Raw genomic sequence first — 18,812 nt, forward strand, 5'->3', positions numbered from 1 at the left:
TTTGAGGATGTCGCATGCGACATCCTCTTTTTATAGTTATTTAATCAGGTGAACATTAGTTATCTAATATATCTTTTCAAATACACCCCAATATTTAATCCAACACCAATAACATGGATATAAGTTCCTGCCATCCGGTATAACGAGAACAAAATCCTCTCGGATTACAACCAATTTCCTTGAATCCAAATTTTTTATAAAGTGCAATCGCATTTTTATTTTCAGCAACCACTTCAAGTTCCAATTGTCTATAGCCGGCAGTTTTTGCGCATTCAATACATGCCTTTGTTAATGCAGTGCCTATGCCTTTTCCATGATATGCTTTTTCAATACTTATCCCGAACTCTGCACGATGCTTTACCTTGTCTTTTGAGCCAACCGAAGAAATTCCGGCTAAACCGATAATTCTATCATCAACAAGTGCACAAATTTGTATCTCACAGGAGCTGTTTTCTTTATCTTCAAGGAATTCCTCTTTTTCCTCAACACTAAAATTTATTTCATCCGGATAAGAAAGGAGGAAGTCTGTTTCCTCACGGATAATCTTTGTATTCTCAAGCACACTCTTAGCGTCGTCCATTGTAGCATTTCTTATAATACAAAGCATATTGTTTGCAAGTCTTATTTTTTTATAATATTTCAACTCATCATCTCCTCTAAACAACTATACTTTTATATGTATACCTATTAACGGCATTATTAATTGTTGTAATAATCGAATTATATCACAACTTTAATGTTTTATATCGCATTTTGTGTTTTTATTATATCTGTTTTTAACCTTGTAATAAAAAAGAATTAAGAAAAAGCATCTCTCACTATAAAATAATGATTAAATACTTTTCTTAATTCTATTTATATTTATTATCTTGCAGGGTATTTTGCTCTGAAGCCTTCAAACCACTCAAGGTATTTAGCCACATTTGCTTTATTCTCAGGATCTTCATCAAACTCTTTAGTTTCTGCATCTACTCTCTCTTTGTCCTCAGCTGATAAAGCTCTCTCGGCAAATGTATATACTACCTCATCCTCTTTTCCTATATGTCTGTTAAGAAGTGTAGCATATCCGGCAGCATTTGTAATTATATCGAGCTTATTTAATGTGGACGGATCTTTTTCATATCTGTCGGCAGCTTCTAAAAGCTCATTCATATGAAGTCTTCCAAGGTCATGCTCTACAAGCATACCGTTTCTGATAAGTTTATCTGCTACAGGACCCAGCTTTTCAAGCATTATTTTGAAAAGGATCTTCTCTTCCTTTCCGTGATGAAGGTGGTCCGCATATGTCTTACCGAAAGCCACACATTCTTTTACGAGATTTGCATCTACTTCATCTCCCTCTATGATTGAGCAGCACATAGACTTCATGCTCTTGCAAAACTCTACTATATTCTTGTGTTCATCTACTAAAATTTCTATTCCGTACATATTACTCCCTTACTAACTTATATGAGCCGTTTCCCAACGCATAGTATGTCAGACCGCTACCGTCAAACACGCCTTCAATCATGGCATTTCTTATTTCATAAAACAGTGCTACATTTGCACCTACTTCGTCCCAGTACTGCTTGTGAATATCTACAGTTTCCTGCCACATAAGCTCATCACTGTCCTCATTTACAATCATATTTACACCGTCACATGGCATTCCACTTACAAATATATTCTCATAATACTCAAACCCGTCAACAGGTGAAGCTCCGCTTCCGATAGCATTTTCCTTTCCAAAAGCTCTTGCACTCTCACAGATAATACCGATTGCATCTGCATTACCTTCTGTAAGATTTTTTGCGACATATGCAAGTCTTCTCTCTACTATTGCTATCTTATCCTGTAACCAACCATGTATATTGGTCGGATCTATTATATTTCCGAGATCACCCTCAGGAAGTGAACCGAACTTCTCATCTATATCAGCAAGAGCTGATACATTCAAGCCCTTATCCTTTGCTGTTGCTATTAAAACATTTGTTAAATCGTTTTGTATTTTTATCTTTCTAAAAAGCCAATGATGTATTGGACCCAGTATTGCACTCATATCTTTATTCCTTTACTTAATTTTTTTAATTTTTTATCTTTCTAACGGGAAAACTACAGTAAGCTGCATCTTAAAGCTCTCAATTGCATGAACTGAATGAGGCTTTCTTGCCGGCATCACTACGCTCTCTCCCGCATTTAATACATATTCTTTTCCGTCTACGATAAACTTTCCTGTCCCTTCAAGCACTGTAACCAAAGCATCTCCGTCTGACTCATGAGTTGAAATCTCCTCACCCTTTGAGAATGCGAAAACTGTAATGCTGACATACTTGTTCTGTGCCAAGGTCTTTGAAACCACCTGTCCGTCTGTTGCCTGAACCAAATCAGCCAACTTTAAAACTTCTTCATGATTTATATTCTTTAAAAACTTATCCATATTTTTTCTCCTTTATGGTAAAAAGCTTTAACCTTCATTACTCTTTTAGTATAGTATGTTTTTATATATTTTTCTGTAACAATTGTTAATTTTATAAATTTGTTTTGCACAATTTTTTTGTATTAAAAAACCTGCTTCAGTTTCCTGAAACAGGTTATATTAAACTTATTAAAACTCTTTACCGCCGTTTACATTTATATCTGCATCAAAGTTTTTATCAATAGCGGCTATAGCGGCTTCAAGTCCTCTCTTTATGTCCTCAAGTGCCATATAAGGAGCCACCGGTGTTCTTCTCGCTACCTGTGCAGGTATAAACGGAACATGTGTAAATCCACCCTTTATATGAGGATATTTCTTTGCTAATGTATAGAGAACACCATACATCAAATGATTACAAACGAAGGTTCCTGCTGTATTTGATACAGCTGCCGGAAGGTTTGCTTCTCTTATTGCCTCTACCATGGCCTTTATAGGAAGTGTTGTAAAGTAAGCATTCTCTCCGTCTTCAAAAATCTTTATATCTATAGGCTGATTGCCCTCATTGTCCTTTATTCTGGCATCATCCACATTTATAGCAACCCTCTCAGGTGTTATTTCAAATCTTCCACCCGCCTGTCCTATACAAAGAACTACATCAGGTTTTTCTTCCTCAATAGCCTTTGCTACTGTATCTATTGACTTTCTAAAGACAGTAGGTACTTCCAGCTTTACGATATCAAATCTTCCGATTTTATCAGCTACAAGCTTCACCGCCTCAAGAGCAGGATTTATAGCATCACCACCAAACGGATCAAAAGCTGTCAATAATAGTTTCATATCTTATCCTTTCAAAATGTCCCTTTGCCTCATGATTTCCTCCAAGCGCTATATTCCTTCCAAATCCTATATGAAATGTTCCATATGTAGACTCATCTTCAATGTAGCATACGCCCTCACATTTTGACTTTGTATTTAAGCCTATACCAAGCTCTGCAGCACAATAAATCTCTTTATCATTAAAGCTTTCCATATATCTTTTTAGTCTTGAGGCATCTTCTTTCCCGTTTATTTCCACAAGATATCCGGCTTCAAATACCAATTCTATAGGACTTTTTATAGCTCCCAGATATCCAAGTGAACCGTCAGCTATTACTGCTCCGTTTGTCATAGTCTCCACTATAGGAACATAAACTTCAAAGCTTGAAGAAGCCACTCTTCCTCTCCCGGTACAGCTTCCGACAAATATACCGGCTTTTCTATCTTTAACACAAAAAGCAACATTTGTACCTTTCTTTGTTGTCACTACTACCCTCTCAGATTTTGTTATTTTATCCGCTACAGGCCTGCCCATCTTCTTAGCCGTCTTTGGTCTCATTCTGATAAATTCTCTCTCAAATATAGAGCTGTTGTCATTTGTATGCATTGGAAAAGAAAGAAATCTTGAACCTTTTTTCAAGGCATAGTCCACCGCCTCTGTGGTAATAAAGGAATAATGTGTGGCGCCTATTATCACATCCGAATAATACATGGTATTTTTCATCTTTTCTATCACTTCACCTGACTGCACACCATCCGATGACAGTATGGTGATTTTTGGCACCACTCCGCATTCAAAGGCAGCCAGTTCAAAAATATCGGCTTCTCTGATATGATTTTCATCGGTTATAAAATGTAATACCTCATTTTCCTTTGCTTCTATCCAATTTTGAATAATGCACCTGGCACCTGCAAGAGCTTTTTCATCATTTTTGATATTGACAGCCACTAAAATACCCCCTGATATTTTTCATTCATTGTATTAATATTATGATACCACCATATATCAATATCAAGATAAATATAAAATTATATCATGCATACCATCTAAACCTTATTATTTAAATAATTTGAATTCAAGCGAAGCACAGATTAATGAATAAATTATGTCCAAATTTTTAATAAATACTTACGCTCTTCTACATTTATTATATTGTATTTAATGTTACTATTATTATAAGCTTTACACTTGATTGTTTTATTAGGAGGATGAGTATATGAAAAATAGATCAAGTTTTTGTAAGGTAAGTACAGGTATGTTGATATTTGCCCTCAGCACCCCTGCCTTACTTGTCGGATGTTCAAGCCCACAGCCTAAAACGGAAGGTGCGGTTTATGATACCGGAAAGGTGGCTGAATATGCCACTCCTTATGTAAGTTATGATGCAAATTATAACACTGAGGAATACAATGCTATTGACGAAAGTAACTTCAAAGCTGTTGCTACTTCACCACTTTCCACATTTGCGGCAGATGTGGATACCGCATCATATGCAAATATAAGGCGTTTCATAAATTTCGGAGAATTGCCTCCGGCTGATGCTGTAAGAATCGAGGAAATGCTGAATTATTTCCACTATGACTATCCACAGCCAAATGAAGGTGAGCCTTTCTCGGTGACTACCGAAATTTCCGCCTGTCCATGGAATCCCGACACCAAGCTGATGATGGTCGGAATGCAGGCCAAGCAGGTGGATGAGCTTGAAAAGAAACCTTCAAACCTTGTATTTCTTATTGATGTATCAGGCTCTATGGATTCACCTGACAAGCTTCCTCTTGTTAAAAATGCATTTTTACTTCTTTGTGAGCAGTTAAAAGAAAATGATACAATTTCCATAGTTACATATGCAGGAAGCGATCAGATTGTACTTGAAGGTGCAAAGGGTTCCGACTCAAAAGAAATAATGGCTGCTATAGAAGATTTGGAAGCGGGCGGAAGTACTGCAGGATCTGAAGGTATTAAGACAGCTTATGAAATTGCAAGAAAATACTTTAAAGCAGACGGAAATAACAGAGTTATACTTGCTACCGACGGTGATCTAAATGTCGGGATCACAAGTGAAGGTGAACTTACAAGGCTTATAAAGAAGGAAAAAGAAAGCGGTGTATTCCTTTCTGTTCTTGGATTCGGTACTGAGAATATAAAAGACAATAAGATGGAAGCACTGGCTGACAACGGTAACGGAAATTATTCTTATATCGATTCAAGATTTGAGGCAAAGAAAGTACTTTCAGAAGAGCTTGGTGCAAACTTCTTTACTGTAGCAAAGGATGTAAAGTTCCAATTGGAATTCAATCCTAAGTTTATAAAGGGATACAGACTTATAGGCTATGAAAATCGTATCATGGATGATGAGGACTTTAAGGATGATACCAAAGACGGCGGTGAAATAGGTTCAGTCCACAGAGTAACCGTATTGTATGAGATAGTAGATAAAGACTCTCCAATGGATATCGGCTCGGATTTAAAATACCAAAGCAGTGCTGTTACAGAGTCTAATGACCTTTTAAATATTGCAGTAAGATATAAGGAGCCTGATTCCGAAACAAGTAAAGAATTAAACTACCCTGTTACTACCGAAGACATAAAAACGGAAATGTCTGATAATATGAAGTTCGCCTCTGCAGTGGCGGAGACCGGAATGTTACTTCGTGATTCGGAGTTTAAGGGTAAGTCAAGCTATGATGATGTTGAATCATTACTTAATTCAATCTCTGATATTAAGAGTGATACCAATAAACTCGAATTTTTATTACTTGTAAAAAAGATTGCCTCAATGACAAAAGAACAATAAAATATAAACCTTAAAATATCGGCTTTATTCTAAAATAAAGCCGGTATTTTTATATATACAGCCACTACAGTTCTCATAACAGTAGACTGTCAGCTTTTATAAAAAGTTTATCCATATTAGAGTAAAACACCGGTAACTCAAGATGCTCTAACTTCCCGGTCTCATAAACACATTTGCACCCATATAGCATATCCCCTACATCACTATGTAAAGTCATGATTCTTCGGGTGAGTTCATTCGTTTTGAACATTCGTTTCATAAAAATTCCGGCAAAGGTAGACGGAATTCTATACGGGAGAAGTTCATTTTTATAGAAGCTTAAGTCCACTCCTCTCGCCTTGACCACCTGAATCGTTTCTCTTATTACCTTTACTGTAATAGACAGGGCATGGGCATCCTTCATCAAATTAAGAGCAAGCTGCATCGGATGATCAATTTTCCCTTCCCGGGCCGCAGAAGAGGTGACCCCTGCATTGATAGCCATATGAATCCATATCCATTCCACCATATCGTGAGGAATCTCCGTTTTCAAATCTGCGGAAGCGAGAAGATCTGTTAAAGCTTTGTAATTGGAAATCCCTGCTTTTCCCTCACCTTCCAGCATAATATGGTCAAAGAGAACACAGTCCAAGTTATTCTGCAAAAGTCTTCCGCCTGCGGTAGGAAAACCTATAATATAAGGATAAGCACCTACTATTTCGTTCATCTCTTCCCGACTGTTCCAAAAGTTACAAAATAAAATCAGGCTTCCTCTAATATGGTTCTGTGAAAGTGTCGCTATCGCATCCTTTATTTTCCCGCTTGCCACACTCAAAATAATAAAATCATACTCTGTATTCGGCTTGGTAAGATTCACCTTGTATTGATCTGCTTTTTCTTCTCCTTTTTTATTATAACGTCCATCTAATAAACTGATATTTAGACTTTCCGGTGCCTTCGATTTTTTCTCTTCTCTCAACAAATGTTCGACTTGATGCCCTGCTTTTTGGAACACATAGCCGTAAGTTGTGCCAATGACACCAAGACCCACTATGCATATTCTCATAAATTCTGCCTCCTTTCTTCTATTTTCCATCCGATTATCCAGGCAAGAACCAGAAGATAATTTTCCACCGTGCCAATCAAATTTACCATTTGATGCATCTTAAGATAATGGATAAAATGATTGCTTCCGATACCGATTCCGCCGAGAATGAGAGCCAGCAAAATAGACTTTAGATAGGTCCAATTGTAGTGCCTATACGCCGTAATCAATATGACTAAAACGGCAATATTCCAAAAGCCGATTTCTCTCTGCCATCCTGTAGAAATGCCATACGCAGAGTTTCTTCCCATATATTCCGGTGCTAAAATCTGTAGGATCGCCGCACCGGATATCGCTATGATAAGAATGATAAACAGCACGCGCAAGAAAAGATTCATTTTTTTCTGATGCATTGACTGTTCTTCCTTCATTCCTTTGCCCCCTCTACTAAGACCTTACTGATAAATTGCATGGTTCCCGTTTTTGCCCCAAGAGACTTCTCCAGCATATCGATATACACCTCTACATCTTTTTCACCAAAATTTCCATAATCGAACATATGCTGACTCGTAACAAGGAGCATCTTCACTCGCTCTTCAATATACGTACACGAAAAGATTCCCTGTGCTATTCCTTCTTGAACAATCTCTGCCAAAATCGGTACCGCCACTTCTACAATTTTCTTGCAGATTTTATCATGCATAATAATATTTTCTTTTCTTTCCAGAACATCCGTAATCACCGCTTCCTCTTTATCCGGACGAAAGGCATTTACAACCGAAACCAACTTTTCAGGTATCGAAAGCTGTGCCGCAAGAAGCTCTTTGGCTACAGCGCTCTCCTTCTCTATCATCATTTCTATGACCGCCTCCAGCGTTGCTTCTTTGCTCGCAAAATAATAATAGTAAGTTCCTTTTGCTATACCGGCCTTAGCCACAATCTCATCAATACTTGTATTCTCATAGCCTTTTTCTATGAACATACGATAGGCAAGATTTAGAAGTTCCTGTTTTCTTTTTTCACCTTTTTTCATTTCAGTCTCCTTTTTTTGACTAATAGTCGATTTTTATTATGGGGCTTCACTTACTCACTGTCAATACTTTTTTTCGACTATCAGTCAATAATTGCTTTGAGAAATGAAAAAGACACCTGCATCTTAGCAAGTGCCATAATATTTACTACAGCAGATAGATCATAGACATATTTTATTTTAATATTGATTATATAAAGCTATACTTCCTTCCCGCATTTAAAAACATATCTATCTTTTCATCTGTTGTTGCAAGGGGAAGGTTACATCCCGGAGTGAGCATAAAGCCCTTTTTACATTTTTTTCCCGCAAGGATACATCTCTTTACTTCATCTTCTATATTTTCCTGTGTTCCATTACAGATGGTGTAAACCGGTGCTACATTCCCTGCAATCATCTTTGAATCTGCAAAAAACTTACAAGTTTCATCTATATCCATCTCATTGTCCACACTAAAGAGGCCTATATCCAGATTTTTTACATGTTCCCACACCTTTTTTGTATTCCCGCAAACGTGATAGCTTGGCGCTCTGCCTGATTTTTCCTTGATATAAGAACTGATTTCCAAAGTATATGGATATGCAAAATCCCTATACATTTTGGGGCTTATCATAGTACATGAGGCTATAGGGTCTGCCATTGAAAAACCTATATCAAGTACATTGAAAATATCTACGACCTTTTTTACATTATCTGTTATATATCTCAAAAATTCATGCACCTTATCAGGTGATTTTATCATAGCTTTTAAAAGTTTATCTGTTCCCAGTACAAATCCTGCTAATGTTATAGGTCCCGATACAGAAGCACCTACTCCACAAAATCCGTCTGCTATTTCTCGTAGCCTTGCAGTAGCATTATAATACATCTTTAAGTTTCCGCTATCAATTGTAATATCCTTTAGCCTATTGACCCCATCAATACTGTTTATAGGATGACTCTCAACATATATAAGCCCCTGCTCGGGGTAATGCGGCACTACTCCCATTGCCTCTGCAATGCCATAGGCATTTGGACCCACACCCATTCCGTCCAGACCGAATCGGTTCATAGACACTATATCTCCCATTACAAGGCTGTCTTCATTTCTCCAATACTCTCTTGTATTTTTTCCTATAAGCCTTGCCTTTATCTCGCCCAAAAAAGGATCCATCATTATTCTGTCATAATCTCTTTTTTCAGCTATTGCTTTTGCCCTTTCCACAGGTGTCATCTTATCATTAGGATGAATCTTAAGTTCCATATATTTTCTCCTATTATCAGTCAAATCTCAAAGCCTTTGCAAATATTTTTTCATACTCTTCAAGCTTTGAAAGCTCAAAATACTCAGTCTCCACAGAGATTTCAGTCATATACTCTATCGCATTTTTATCAAGAAGAGCCATATACGCTCCGGTCAAAGAGGTATTTCCAAGGTATTCAACCTTTCCCTCAAATTCACTTGGCATAAGGCCCACCCCAAAGAAAGAGTCCATACTTATATACTTACCAAACTGCCCGGCTATACATACTCTTGTTATATCACCGGTTTCAATACCGGCTTTTTTTATAAGCGCTCTTATACCTGAGAGTATAGCTCCCTTGGCAAGCTGTACCTGCCTTATATCCTTTGTTGTAAAATACAGATTATCATTTATTTTTATAAATGGCTTACCGAAATCATCTGCTTTGATAAAGCTATGATTACTATCAAGACATTTTTTATCTATAGCTCCCATTTTGTTTATAAAACCTGCCTTTAAAAGCTCTCTCACCATAGAAAGTACACCGCTTCCGCATATTCCTGTCGGCTCTGTATTTCCGATAGTAGTATAAGAAATGCCGTCTTCATCAATGTGAAAATCATCTATCGCACCGATTCCGGCTCTTATGCCGCATGAAATATTCATACCTTCAAGCGCAGGCCCTATAGCACATGAGGTGGCCAGAAGCTTTTTATCTGTTTTTAGAAGCATTTCGCCATTTGTTCCAATATCTATAAAAAGTATATTTTCAGCTTTATTATCATCACAAATACCGCTTGCATATACTCCGGATACTATATCAGAACCCAAAAATCCTGATATATGCGGTAATGTTATAAGTGTAGCATCAAGATCAATACCAACATCTTTTGCACATACTCTTTTTACTTCTATAAATACCGGCAAAAACGGAAATTTACCAAGGCTCTCCACACTCTCTCCAAGTAAGATATGACACATTGTGGTATTTGCTGAAACTACAAGTTCTGCTATATCCTCTCTCCTTATCTTGCTCTCATCAAGTAATTTATTTATAAGTGTATTCAATGTATCAACAATACATCTTTGTAAAGCCAAAAGTCCTCCGGGATTTTCCAATGTAAATGCAATTCTACTCATTACATCAAAGCCGAATTTGACTTGTGAATTTACATCAGCAACTTTTGAAATAATCTTAGAATTCTTTAGATCTATAAGCTCCATAGCCACTGTGGTCGTTCCTATATCTATGGCTATACCGTACTTATCTCTTATATTTGTATGATTGATTTTAGGTATAAAACTATCGGTAAGTACTATATTTTCAGGCTTTTCATCAACCTCAAGTTCTTTTACTATAAGCTCTTTATCAACTTCATCTACAGAATGCATGCAGGCAAGTCTATACCCGGCTTTTATATTTTCTTCACCCAAGAGCTTTCTTTCACTCTCCAAAGCATCTGTATCTCTTAGTTTTACCCTGCATTTTCCACATACACCCAGACCATTGCATGCAGCTTCTATATGAATATTTTTTTCTCTTAAAAATTCCAATACATTCATATTTTAATCCAATCTAATAGCTTGTATCTTATCGATCTCGCCACGAAAATGTATACATCTAAAGGCTGTTATACTTTCTTTATGATTCGACAATAAAGCCTCAACCAAAGAGTTGTAACTGCTATTAAGCTTTACTTCTTTAAACCTGGTATTTTCATCTGATTTTAATAAAGCGCTCAGTCTTGGACATAGATGAAGTATACAGGCGTTTTTCTCGCATAAATGCTTTATTTTATATATAAGATCAAGCAAAATAGTATCAATATATACTTTCGCACCCTTTTTACCCAGAAATTCAATGCTTGATAGCGGATCTGCCAGACTTATTATTTTATATCCGTCTGATATGGCTGTATCTACTCTTTCAAGCAGTTTTTCTTCTATATCTTTGATTTTCTCATTCATCACTGCCCTTGCTTCATCCGATAATCCGGCATATTTTATCAGATACTTATATATAGCGTTTAGCTCATTTTTATTATCAAAAATCTGCAATATACCGTCAAGCTCATATACATTTTCCTCATATAATTTATTGTACACATCATCCATTCGGCATTTTTCATTATCAAAACAGAAGCGTAAATCTCTCATTTACTTAAGCCAATCCGCAAAGTCTTTTTGCTACATTTACTGCTTCTATAGCATTATCCGAGTATGCATCGGCACCTATTTGCATTGCAAAATTGTGGGTGATTGGGCCGCCACCTACCATAATCTTTACATTTTCACGATATCCGCTTTCTACAAGACCCTCTATAACCCTTTGCATTCCATACATTGTTGTGGACATCAAAGAAGACATACATACAAGCCCCGCCTCATGTTCCATAGCTGCCTTTACGAAATCTTCCACTGCAACATCTCTGCCAAGATCTATCATCTCAAAACCGGCAGTTTCAAGCATTATCTTCACCAGATTTTTACCTATATCATGAGTATCCCCATCTATTACACCTATTACAGCCTTTATCTTCTTATCGGTATTTCCTTCTATCTCACCTTTGAGTACATCTATACCTGCATACATGGCATCGGCACAGAGTAATAATTCCGCTATATAATACTCTTCTTCATCATAGAGCTTTCCCGCTTCCTCCATTCCCACAGTCAAACCGTCAAGTATACCCTCTTTTGCCGGGTACCCTGCATCAAGATATTCCTTTGCAATATCAACTATTGCTTCATCTTCCATATCTCTGACATAATCTGCCATAAGCCTCAATAATTCTTCTTTGCTTCTCATATATTTCCCTTATCAATTAATTTCTTATAATGATAACTTCTCATGCTATTACTTAGCAAGCAAATTCAGTCTGTTTTTATATATTCATACGAATCAACCGATATGTACTATATTAATACAAAAATTAAAATGCTATTATATGTCTTATAAATAAACAGACCTTTTTTATCGTTTTTTTGAATATATATAGATGTTTATATATATATTTGATATAATTCTTAAGCATTTAACTTCAAAAGAAAGGGTATGAATTTACAAAAACTATGAAAAAAATCTTATCATTCAGTCTTGCCGGCATGATGCTTGCAAGCACACTTTTAGCAGGATGTTCTACAACTGCAAAAACAGAAAGTACAGAGGCAAACAAGGAAGTAGCAGAGTCTACAACAGCAGGTATATCATCAGAGAATACTGTGATCAAATTATTGGTTCCGGGCTATGACGGAGGATATTTGAAAGAGCAGCTTGACAATGGTATTGCCGGTTTTGAAAAGGAAAATGAAGGCGTTAAAGTTGAGATAGTCTCAGTAGGTTGGGATGAGCTCAACTCAAAGATAGTTTCACTTTATCAGGCAGACGATGCACCTGATATCATGCTTACAGGTTCAAGAACATTAAAGCAGCTTGCAACTCTCGGCATAGCTGAGGATCTTAGTGCACATATTACAGATGAGTTTAAAGCAAACAGAGTTGAGTCTGTTTTGGCAACAGGAAGCGTTGACGGAAAGCAATACGGTATTCCTATGGCATTCTCATCAAGAGCCTTATACTATAGAAGCGATCTGATAGAAACACCTCCAACAAACTGGGACGAACTTTTAGCAACCGCTAAAGAAGTTCACAGCTCTAATCCTGATGTGTATGGATTTGCAATTCCTACAGATATCACAAGCGGAACTGATGAGCTTTTAAACTTTATATATCAAAACGGTGGTGCTTTGGTAGATGATAAGGGTGAGATCACATTTGACACTGAGGCAAATGTGGGTACTTTAGAATATCTTAAGCAGTTCAATGATGAAAAGCTTGTTCCGGATGTAGTAAGCACTGCAAGAGGCGACCAGGCTACATTATTTGCAAATGGTAATCTTGCAATGTTCGTATCAGGTCCATGGGAGAAGGAAACACTTGATAAGGCCGCCGATACAGCACCTTACAAGGTAGCAGTACTTCCTGAAGGTAAGCAAAAGGCAGAGACTTTGGTAACAGACTCATATGTTATTTCAAGTATCAGCAAGAACAAAGATCTCGCATGGAAATTTGTAGAATTTATGGGACAGCCTGAATATCAGAGACCTGTATCAGAGGCTTTCGGTTGGTTCCCTATATTGAAAGAAGAGTTTGAGGATGAAAGATTCAAGACTGAGTTTATGCAGGCATTTGCCGCAAGCATAGAGTACGGTATCAGTGAGCCGCAGGTAGAGGATTGGGACAGCTTCAACAAGGCATTCCTTACTGCTGTACAAAAAGCTCTTACAGGTGAGATGGGAGCAAAAGAGGCATTAGATGAGGCACAGTCTGAAATCGCAAAATAAAGTCTCTTCAAATAGAGCCAATTTTCAAAAAAGATTTCAACCTTATATATTGTTGCTGCCTCTTTTCGTAGTAGTGGCATTATTATTTGGATACCCGATATATCGCATTATATCGGGGTCTTTTTTTAAGATTGCAATCATCAATGGTGAAATGGACTTTGTAGGTCTTGAAAATTTCAAGAAAGTTTTCAGTGCAAAATTCTTTCTTCCAACACTCTCACTCACTTTCAGATATGCTATAGTTACTGTTTTTCTTAAATTGTCTTTGGGATTTGTCATGGCATTATTTATGAACAGTGATATGTATTTTTCAAAATTTCTAAAATTTATGTCACTCCTGCCATGGGCAATGCAACAGGTGGCTGTAGCTGTTATATGGAAGTGGATACTGGATGGAAATTACGGCTATCTGAATTTCTATCTTCAAAAACTTGGATTGATGCATGAAAATATAAGCTTTCTCTCAAATCCGGGTATGGCATTTTTTGCCGCTTCATTTGTGGATACCTGGCTTGGACTTCCAATGGTCTCTATGATATTTATGGCAGGGCTTTCAAATATAAATTCTTCACTTTATGAGAGTGCAAAGATAGACGGTGCAGGTGTTATAAGCAGGTTCATTCATATCACCTGTCCATGTATAAAGAGGGTATTTCTGGTTACATTAACTTTGGTAAGTATATGGACATTCAATTCCTTTAATGTTATCTTTGTTCTTACCGGCGGTGGACCTATGAGAAGTACTGAAACTCTAATGCTGAAAATATATGAGCAAGCTTTTTCAAAGTTTAATCTGGGAGCTGCATATGCACTCTCCTCTGTAGTAGTAATAATACTTTTTATCTTTACAATGCTTTATTATAAGCTGGAAGTGGAGGAGGATTGATATGATTTTAAGAAGAAAAATATTCAAAGCTATAAGAACGTTTTTTTACTCCGTGTTTGTTTTTATATTTATCAGTCCTATATTTATTATGCTAAATACCTCTTTGAAAAAATATGAGGATATAACAAAATGGCCACCTACATGGTTTAAATCCCCACTTGAATGGGTGAATTATAAGACAGTTTTAATAGGTGAAAAAAGCATTCTGCCTGCACTTTTAACAAGTTTCTATGTTTCCATAGCTTCGGCAATTATTTGTCTTTTGATCGGAATTTTAGCCGCATATGCTGTGGCAAGGTATAAATTTAAACTTAGAAAAACTGTGCTTTTGATTATCATTCTGACTCAAATGTTTTCGGAGGTAATACTTGCCTCACCGATATATATTGTATTTAAAAACTTCGGACTGCTTGATACCAAACTTGCACTTATTATTGCAAATGTGGCTGTATGCCTGCCTATGAGTCTCTGGCTTTTGTACTCATATATAAAGGATATACCTGTAACGCTTGAAGAAGCTGCATGGATGGACGGTGCTACCAGGATTGAAGGCGTAAGATTTATTCTTGCCCCTTTGATACTTCCGGGTCTGCTTACAACAGGGCTTTTTGCCTTTATCAGAGCCTATGGCGACCTGCTTTTTGCCCGAACATTTATATTGTCACCGGAAAACAGAACTGTAGCCATGGCACTTACAGATTATCAGTCACTTTATAAGACAACCTGGGAAACTCAGATGGCTGCAAGTGTCATCACCATGATTCCGACACTTATAATATTTATTTTCATTCAAAAATTTCTTATAAAAGGACTGCTTGGTGACAGTATCAAGGGTTAAAAAAGAGTAAAACCTTAATATGGGGTTTTACTCTTTTTATATTATTTATACTGATAAATTATCTCACCGTTTTTTTCTGCAAGAATATCAAAATTAAAGTCTGAGAGATCGGCTTTTAGTACTGCTCTCTCCTCTTTATTCTTCCATTCCATAAAAAGCTTACTTCCGCTACATTCCATACTAAAATCACTCTCATTTGAAAATACTGGAAATGTGTGGCGGAATCTAAGCATTTCAAGCTGCTTTAAAACGATATCCCTTTGTAATCCGGCTTCCATCTCTTTAGTAGTCAGGTTTGTACGATTGATTTCCTTATGTCCTCCGGCTCCTGCTCTCTTTACCGCTTCGTGATCATTCTTTCCTGCAAAAAGATCTAAATACCACACTTGTGGCTTTCCCGGCATAAAGATTTGAATAGCTCTGGCAAGGAGCATTCTCTTATCCTCTTCACCCAATGCACTGTAGTAAGTTGCATTTACCTGATAATATACATTCTTTTGACCATGCAAATCCTTTACATATCCACCTCTTTTTACCACAGTATCTATAACGGACTGAATTCTTTCCTCACTGATAAGTCCCTTTAAATCAAGTAGTGGTATACCGTCATGGCAGCCAAGCATATTTACTACCTGTATATTCTTTTCCACAAGCTCATCAGCCCATTTTTTTAAGACTTCACCTGATTGCTGTTCAAAGGCGTCTATAATAAGTCCCGGAAGGAAGAAGTCATAAGTCATATAACCCTTATTTGCAATCTTCTCATAGATTTTTTCCTCATAGCTTGCGTGAATCTCAGGCAATAGTCTTACATTGTATTTATCAGCTAATTCTCTCACCTTTGTAAGTACATCCCAGGTAGCAGGCTCATTTAAGAAATTCTTCTCGCCCACCTCTTTCGGAGCATAGGCAAAAGCATCCAGTCTGACTATCTTAGCACCGTAATCTGCCAATGTCTTTAAAGTATTATCATAAAACTCCCAAACAAGAGGTGATTTGATATTCAGATCCATCTGTCCAAGATATTTTCTCTCGGACTCCAGTTTGTCACAAAGTTCTTTCTTTTGATCATTACTAAGTTTATTGCTGTAGATATTTGACTCGTTTAAAATCTTTTCAGGCGATTTACCATCTCTTAGACTCTCATTCAATAAACTTGCCAGTCCCTCAGAAATACCGTACTGTACTCCTGTAATATTTCTAATATCCACAGCATCTAAAGAAGGATATCTTACTTCCTGATAAAATGTATTCCAATAAGGAACTTCCTTTCCGTCAGGGAAGCGAACCATCAGTATAGGCAGACCCGGCTTTCTAAAGAACATATCCTTTATAAGCTCAGGTTTTGGCTGTATATAGCCTTCCTCAGTCATCTCACCACATCCGGCCCAAAATTTATTCCAATCAATGAAAAAATCTCTGTACTTTGACTTCTCGCCGTTTTTTATAATATCCTGAAACTGCTTTGAAAGCACTGAAGCATGATTTAGTATAAAGTCAAGCTTTAAATCAATTCCAAGTTCATCAAGTTTTTCCAAATCCTCTTTTTTGGCAAGCATTTCATTTAAAGAGTAATCAATAACCGAAAATCCTCTGTCAAGATCTGTATGAAAAAGACTTGGGAGTATGTAAAATGATGAAAATACATCCTTCAATTCTTTTTTACTAAGGAAATTTGCAATATCACTTAAGTTCCCACCAAGACTGTCAGGATAGGCATTTAGCATCGGACCGTTATTATTTTTATTCACACTACCCACCTACATTCCTATATATTTACAATATTCTTCATAGCTTAGTCTGTCACCGCTTGGAGTAATAATTATCTTTGCCTTATGTGCCTGATTTATCAGTGATTCCTGCTCTATATCAAGTACCATGGTTGTAAACGGACTGTCAATTCCGCAGTCACGATTTCTTAAAAGTCTGTATTTCAAAGTTTCTGCCGGAGTATTGTGTATAAGTATCGGAATATCGACTCCATTGAAGCAATCACTGTTTCCATGTGTCCATTCAATTAAAAGAACACCCACATCCTTAAAATCCACATCATCATACCATATCTGTGTATTGCTTCTTCCCATTCTCTTTAACCAGATTTTTTCCGCTCCTGATTTAAATTGGTCAACAACATCCTCAACTTCCTTAAATGCAAGCTCATTGCCTGTACCGAGATACTCCTTAAGTGCATTACGTCCACCGTTTATATATGACTTGTACCATGGATATTTTTTTATATTTTCAGGGTCTGCATCATTACCCTCTTCTTGCAGCTTATGAACTGTTTGAAAACGTTCTTTATTGTACTCTCCGTCCTTTACCAGACCTTTTAATCCACCTTCTCTAAAAATATGTAAGCGCTCTGCATCATTGTACTCAGGGATTCTTCGTGGATAATTGTCTCCACCCAAAATATAGCTTCCTATTCCTATATCATTTAAATAATACGAAAGCACTGCGGCTATTCCTGATTTTCCCACACCTGAACAACCTGATACGGATACGACAACCTTTCCGTTACCGTTTTTACTCTTAACTTTTTCAATCTCCTCAAGCAAATCAGGGAAAATCCTGCCTGCCCTGTCAATATGATACTCTGTTATAACAACCTTGCTTCCAGGTACATCAGCCTGCTCTATCTCCTTAGGCAGTACCGGCGGCTTCCAATTTTTAAACTCTTGCATAAGTATTCACCTCATATAAATAACCGTACTTATTTTTGATTTTTATACTAATCTTTTCCCAAAAACAAGCACTCCATATGAAAACTGTTTCATATGGAGTGTAACATAATATTGATTTATTTTCTATGTATTTATTTTTACATGTTTGTATACTTTTTAAATTCTGCAACGCTCATACCTGCTCTTTTTGCCGCATCCGAAATGCTTAAAATTCCATCCTTTACCAGAGAAATAAGGACTTGTACAGTTCCTTCTTTAATTCCCTTTTTAATTCCTTCTTTAATGCCTTCTTCTCTTCCTTTTGCTATTCCTTTTTCCATTCCCCTTGCTTCTACTCTGTCAAGTGCTTCACACATAGTTACATGCTCCTTTCCTTTCATCTCGTTTATAGTCTCTTCAAATCTGTAATCATTCGTCATTGCAGACATCAGCATTAAAAGTTCATCCACATGTTCAATTACTGTATCACCGGCCACATAATTTTTATTTACACGCATCTGATACAAATAGTCCGCCAGTATACGAAAATCACTTTTGAACATATCTATCTTTTCTCTGTCAAGATATGCTATTTCAAAGAGATTAATTTTGAAATTATTAACATATGGTTTGATCATTTCATCTATCTCTAAAAGTTCAAATAAGCTCTTTGGCTGATTCCATCTACTATTATACCCGAAATATAAGCGGCATTCTCTTTTCCGGCTTTGTATGATTCTCCAATCCGAACATTGATAATTATTATAAACACTAAAATAAGGATGTGAACTTTCACCT

Annotated in this window: 19 protein-coding genes and 1 pseudogene; 4 read left to right on the forward strand and 16 right to left on the reverse strand. The window is 36.8% G+C overall.

Features of this window, described 5'->3' with window-relative positions:
• Positions 1-94 precede the first annotated feature (94 nt).
• The 6 genes from HMPREF1140_RS05660 to HMPREF1140_RS05685 all read right to left on the reverse strand — a co-directional run bounded on the left by HMPREF1140_RS05660 (position 95) and on the right by HMPREF1140_RS05685 (position 4,160).
• Positions 95-643, reverse strand: coding sequence for a GNAT family N-acetyltransferase (locus tag HMPREF1140_RS05660; protein ID WP_009662914.1), 549 nt, complete (start codon positions 641-643; stop codon positions 95-97).
• Positions 644-864: 221 nt separating this feature from the next.
• A complete protein-coding gene (locus tag HMPREF1140_RS05665; protein WP_009662900.1) occupies positions 865-1,428 on the reverse strand; it encodes a hemerythrin domain-containing protein in 564 nt (187 codons plus the stop codon).
• 1 nt (position 1,429) lies between these two features.
• Positions 1,430-2,038, reverse strand: coding sequence for a hypothetical protein (locus HMPREF1140_RS05670; RefSeq protein ID WP_009662949.1), 609 nt, complete (start codon positions 2,036-2,038; stop codon positions 1,430-1,432).
• Positions 2,039-2,071: 33 nt separating this feature from the next.
• Positions 2,072-2,416, reverse strand: coding sequence for a cupin domain-containing protein (locus HMPREF1140_RS05675; RefSeq protein WP_009662881.1), 345 nt, complete (start codon positions 2,414-2,416; stop codon positions 2,072-2,074).
• Positions 2,417-2,584: 168 nt separating this feature from the next.
• Positions 2,585-3,232 (reverse strand): pyroglutamyl-peptidase I, encoded by a 648-nt coding sequence (pcp, locus tag HMPREF1140_RS05680; protein WP_035619972.1) that lies wholly within the window; start codon positions 3,230-3,232, stop codon positions 2,585-2,587.
• Positions 3,207-4,160 (reverse strand): peptidase, encoded by a 954-nt coding sequence (locus tag HMPREF1140_RS05685; RefSeq protein WP_009662875.1) that lies wholly within the window; start codon positions 4,158-4,160, stop codon positions 3,207-3,209. The genes pcp and HMPREF1140_RS05685 overlap by 26 nt, the downstream gene beginning before the upstream one ends.
• Before the next feature lie 268 nt (positions 4,161-4,428).
• Here HMPREF1140_RS05685 and HMPREF1140_RS05690 point away from each other — a divergent pair, with 268 nt between their 5' ends.
• Positions 4,429-6,006: a vWA domain-containing protein gene (locus HMPREF1140_RS05690; RefSeq protein ID WP_009662939.1), complete on the forward strand. Its 1,578-nt coding sequence runs from the start codon at positions 4,429-4,431 to the stop codon at positions 6,004-6,006.
• 73 nt (positions 6,007-6,079) lie between these two features.
• Here HMPREF1140_RS05690 and HMPREF1140_RS05695 read toward each other — a convergent pair whose 3' ends face one another.
• The 7 genes from HMPREF1140_RS05695 to HMPREF1140_RS05725 form a co-directional block, all read right to left on the reverse strand.
• Positions 6,080-7,051, reverse strand: coding sequence for a ketopantoate reductase family protein (locus HMPREF1140_RS05695; RefSeq protein WP_009662892.1), 972 nt, complete (start codon positions 7,049-7,051; stop codon positions 6,080-6,082).
• Positions 7,048-7,443, reverse strand: coding sequence for a hypothetical protein (locus HMPREF1140_RS05700; protein WP_035619996.1), 396 nt, complete (start codon positions 7,441-7,443; stop codon positions 7,048-7,050). Before HMPREF1140_RS05700 ends, HMPREF1140_RS05695 begins: the two co-directional genes overlap by 4 nt.
• Before the next feature lie 14 nt (positions 7,444-7,457).
• Entirely contained in the window at positions 7,458-8,063 is a 606-nt protein-coding gene (locus HMPREF1140_RS05705) for a TetR/AcrR family transcriptional regulator (protein ID WP_009662869.1), read from the reverse strand.
• Between the two features lie 187 nt (positions 8,064-8,250).
• The gene (locus HMPREF1140_RS05710; protein WP_009662957.1) at positions 8,251-9,303 is read right to left on the reverse strand and encodes a methylcobamide--CoM methyltransferase; all 1,053 of its coding nucleotides are present in this window, start codon (positions 9,301-9,303) and stop codon (positions 8,251-8,253) included.
• 16 nt (positions 9,304-9,319) lie between these two features.
• Positions 9,320-10,846, reverse strand: coding sequence for an ASKHA domain-containing protein (locus HMPREF1140_RS05715; RefSeq protein WP_009662891.1), 1,527 nt, complete (start codon positions 10,844-10,846; stop codon positions 9,320-9,322).
• 3 nt (positions 10,847-10,849) lie between these two features.
• On the reverse strand, positions 10,850-11,440 hold the full coding sequence (locus HMPREF1140_RS05720; protein ID WP_035619974.1) for a hypothetical protein: 591 nt from the start codon (positions 11,438-11,440) through the stop codon (positions 10,850-10,852).
• Between the two features lie 4 nt (positions 11,441-11,444).
• A complete protein-coding gene (locus HMPREF1140_RS05725; protein ID WP_009662848.1) occupies positions 11,445-12,092 on the reverse strand; it encodes a corrinoid protein in 648 nt (215 codons plus the stop codon).
• Between the two features lie 263 nt (positions 12,093-12,355).
• Here HMPREF1140_RS05725 and HMPREF1140_RS05730 point away from each other — a divergent pair, with 263 nt between their 5' ends.
• The 3 genes from HMPREF1140_RS05730 to HMPREF1140_RS05740 are packed head-to-tail and all read left to right on the forward strand — an operon-like array spanning position 12,356 to position 15,351.
• Complete coding sequence (locus HMPREF1140_RS05730; RefSeq protein WP_009662927.1) at positions 12,356-13,627, forward strand: ABC transporter substrate-binding protein; 1,272 nt, start codon at positions 12,356-12,358, stop codon at positions 13,625-13,627.
• Entirely contained in the window at positions 13,599-14,513 is a 915-nt protein-coding gene (locus HMPREF1140_RS05735; RefSeq protein ID WP_035619976.1) for a carbohydrate ABC transporter permease, read from the forward strand. Before HMPREF1140_RS05730 ends, HMPREF1140_RS05735 begins: the two co-directional genes overlap by 29 nt.
• Position 14,514: 1 nt before the next feature.
• Positions 14,515-15,351: a carbohydrate ABC transporter permease gene (locus HMPREF1140_RS05740; protein ID WP_009662901.1), complete on the forward strand. Its 837-nt coding sequence runs from the start codon at positions 14,515-14,517 to the stop codon at positions 15,349-15,351.
• A gap of 41 nt (positions 15,352-15,392) precedes the next feature.
• Here HMPREF1140_RS05740 and HMPREF1140_RS05745 read toward each other — a convergent pair whose 3' ends face one another.
• The 3 genes and pseudogenes from HMPREF1140_RS05745 to HMPREF1140_RS05755 form a co-directional block, all read right to left on the reverse strand.
• Entirely contained in the window at positions 15,393-17,102 is a 1,710-nt protein-coding gene (locus tag HMPREF1140_RS05745) for an alpha-amylase family glycosyl hydrolase (RefSeq protein WP_009662941.1), read from the reverse strand.
• Positions 17,103-17,111: 9 nt separating this feature from the next.
• On the reverse strand, positions 17,112-18,035 hold the full coding sequence (locus HMPREF1140_RS05750) for a hypothetical protein (RefSeq protein ID WP_007595938.1): 924 nt from the start codon (positions 18,033-18,035) through the stop codon (positions 17,112-17,114).
• 137 nt (positions 18,036-18,172) lie between these two features.
• Positions 18,173-18,773 (reverse strand): annotated as a pseudogene (locus tag HMPREF1140_RS05755) (Rpn family recombination-promoting nuclease/putative transposase); the annotation flags it as partial.
• Positions 18,774-18,812: the final 39 nt, after the last annotated feature.

The sequence above is a fragment of the Lachnoanaerobaculum sp. ICM7 genome (assembly GCF_000287675.1).
Taxonomy (GTDB): Bacteria; Bacillota; Clostridia; order Lachnospirales; family Lachnospiraceae; genus Lachnoanaerobaculum.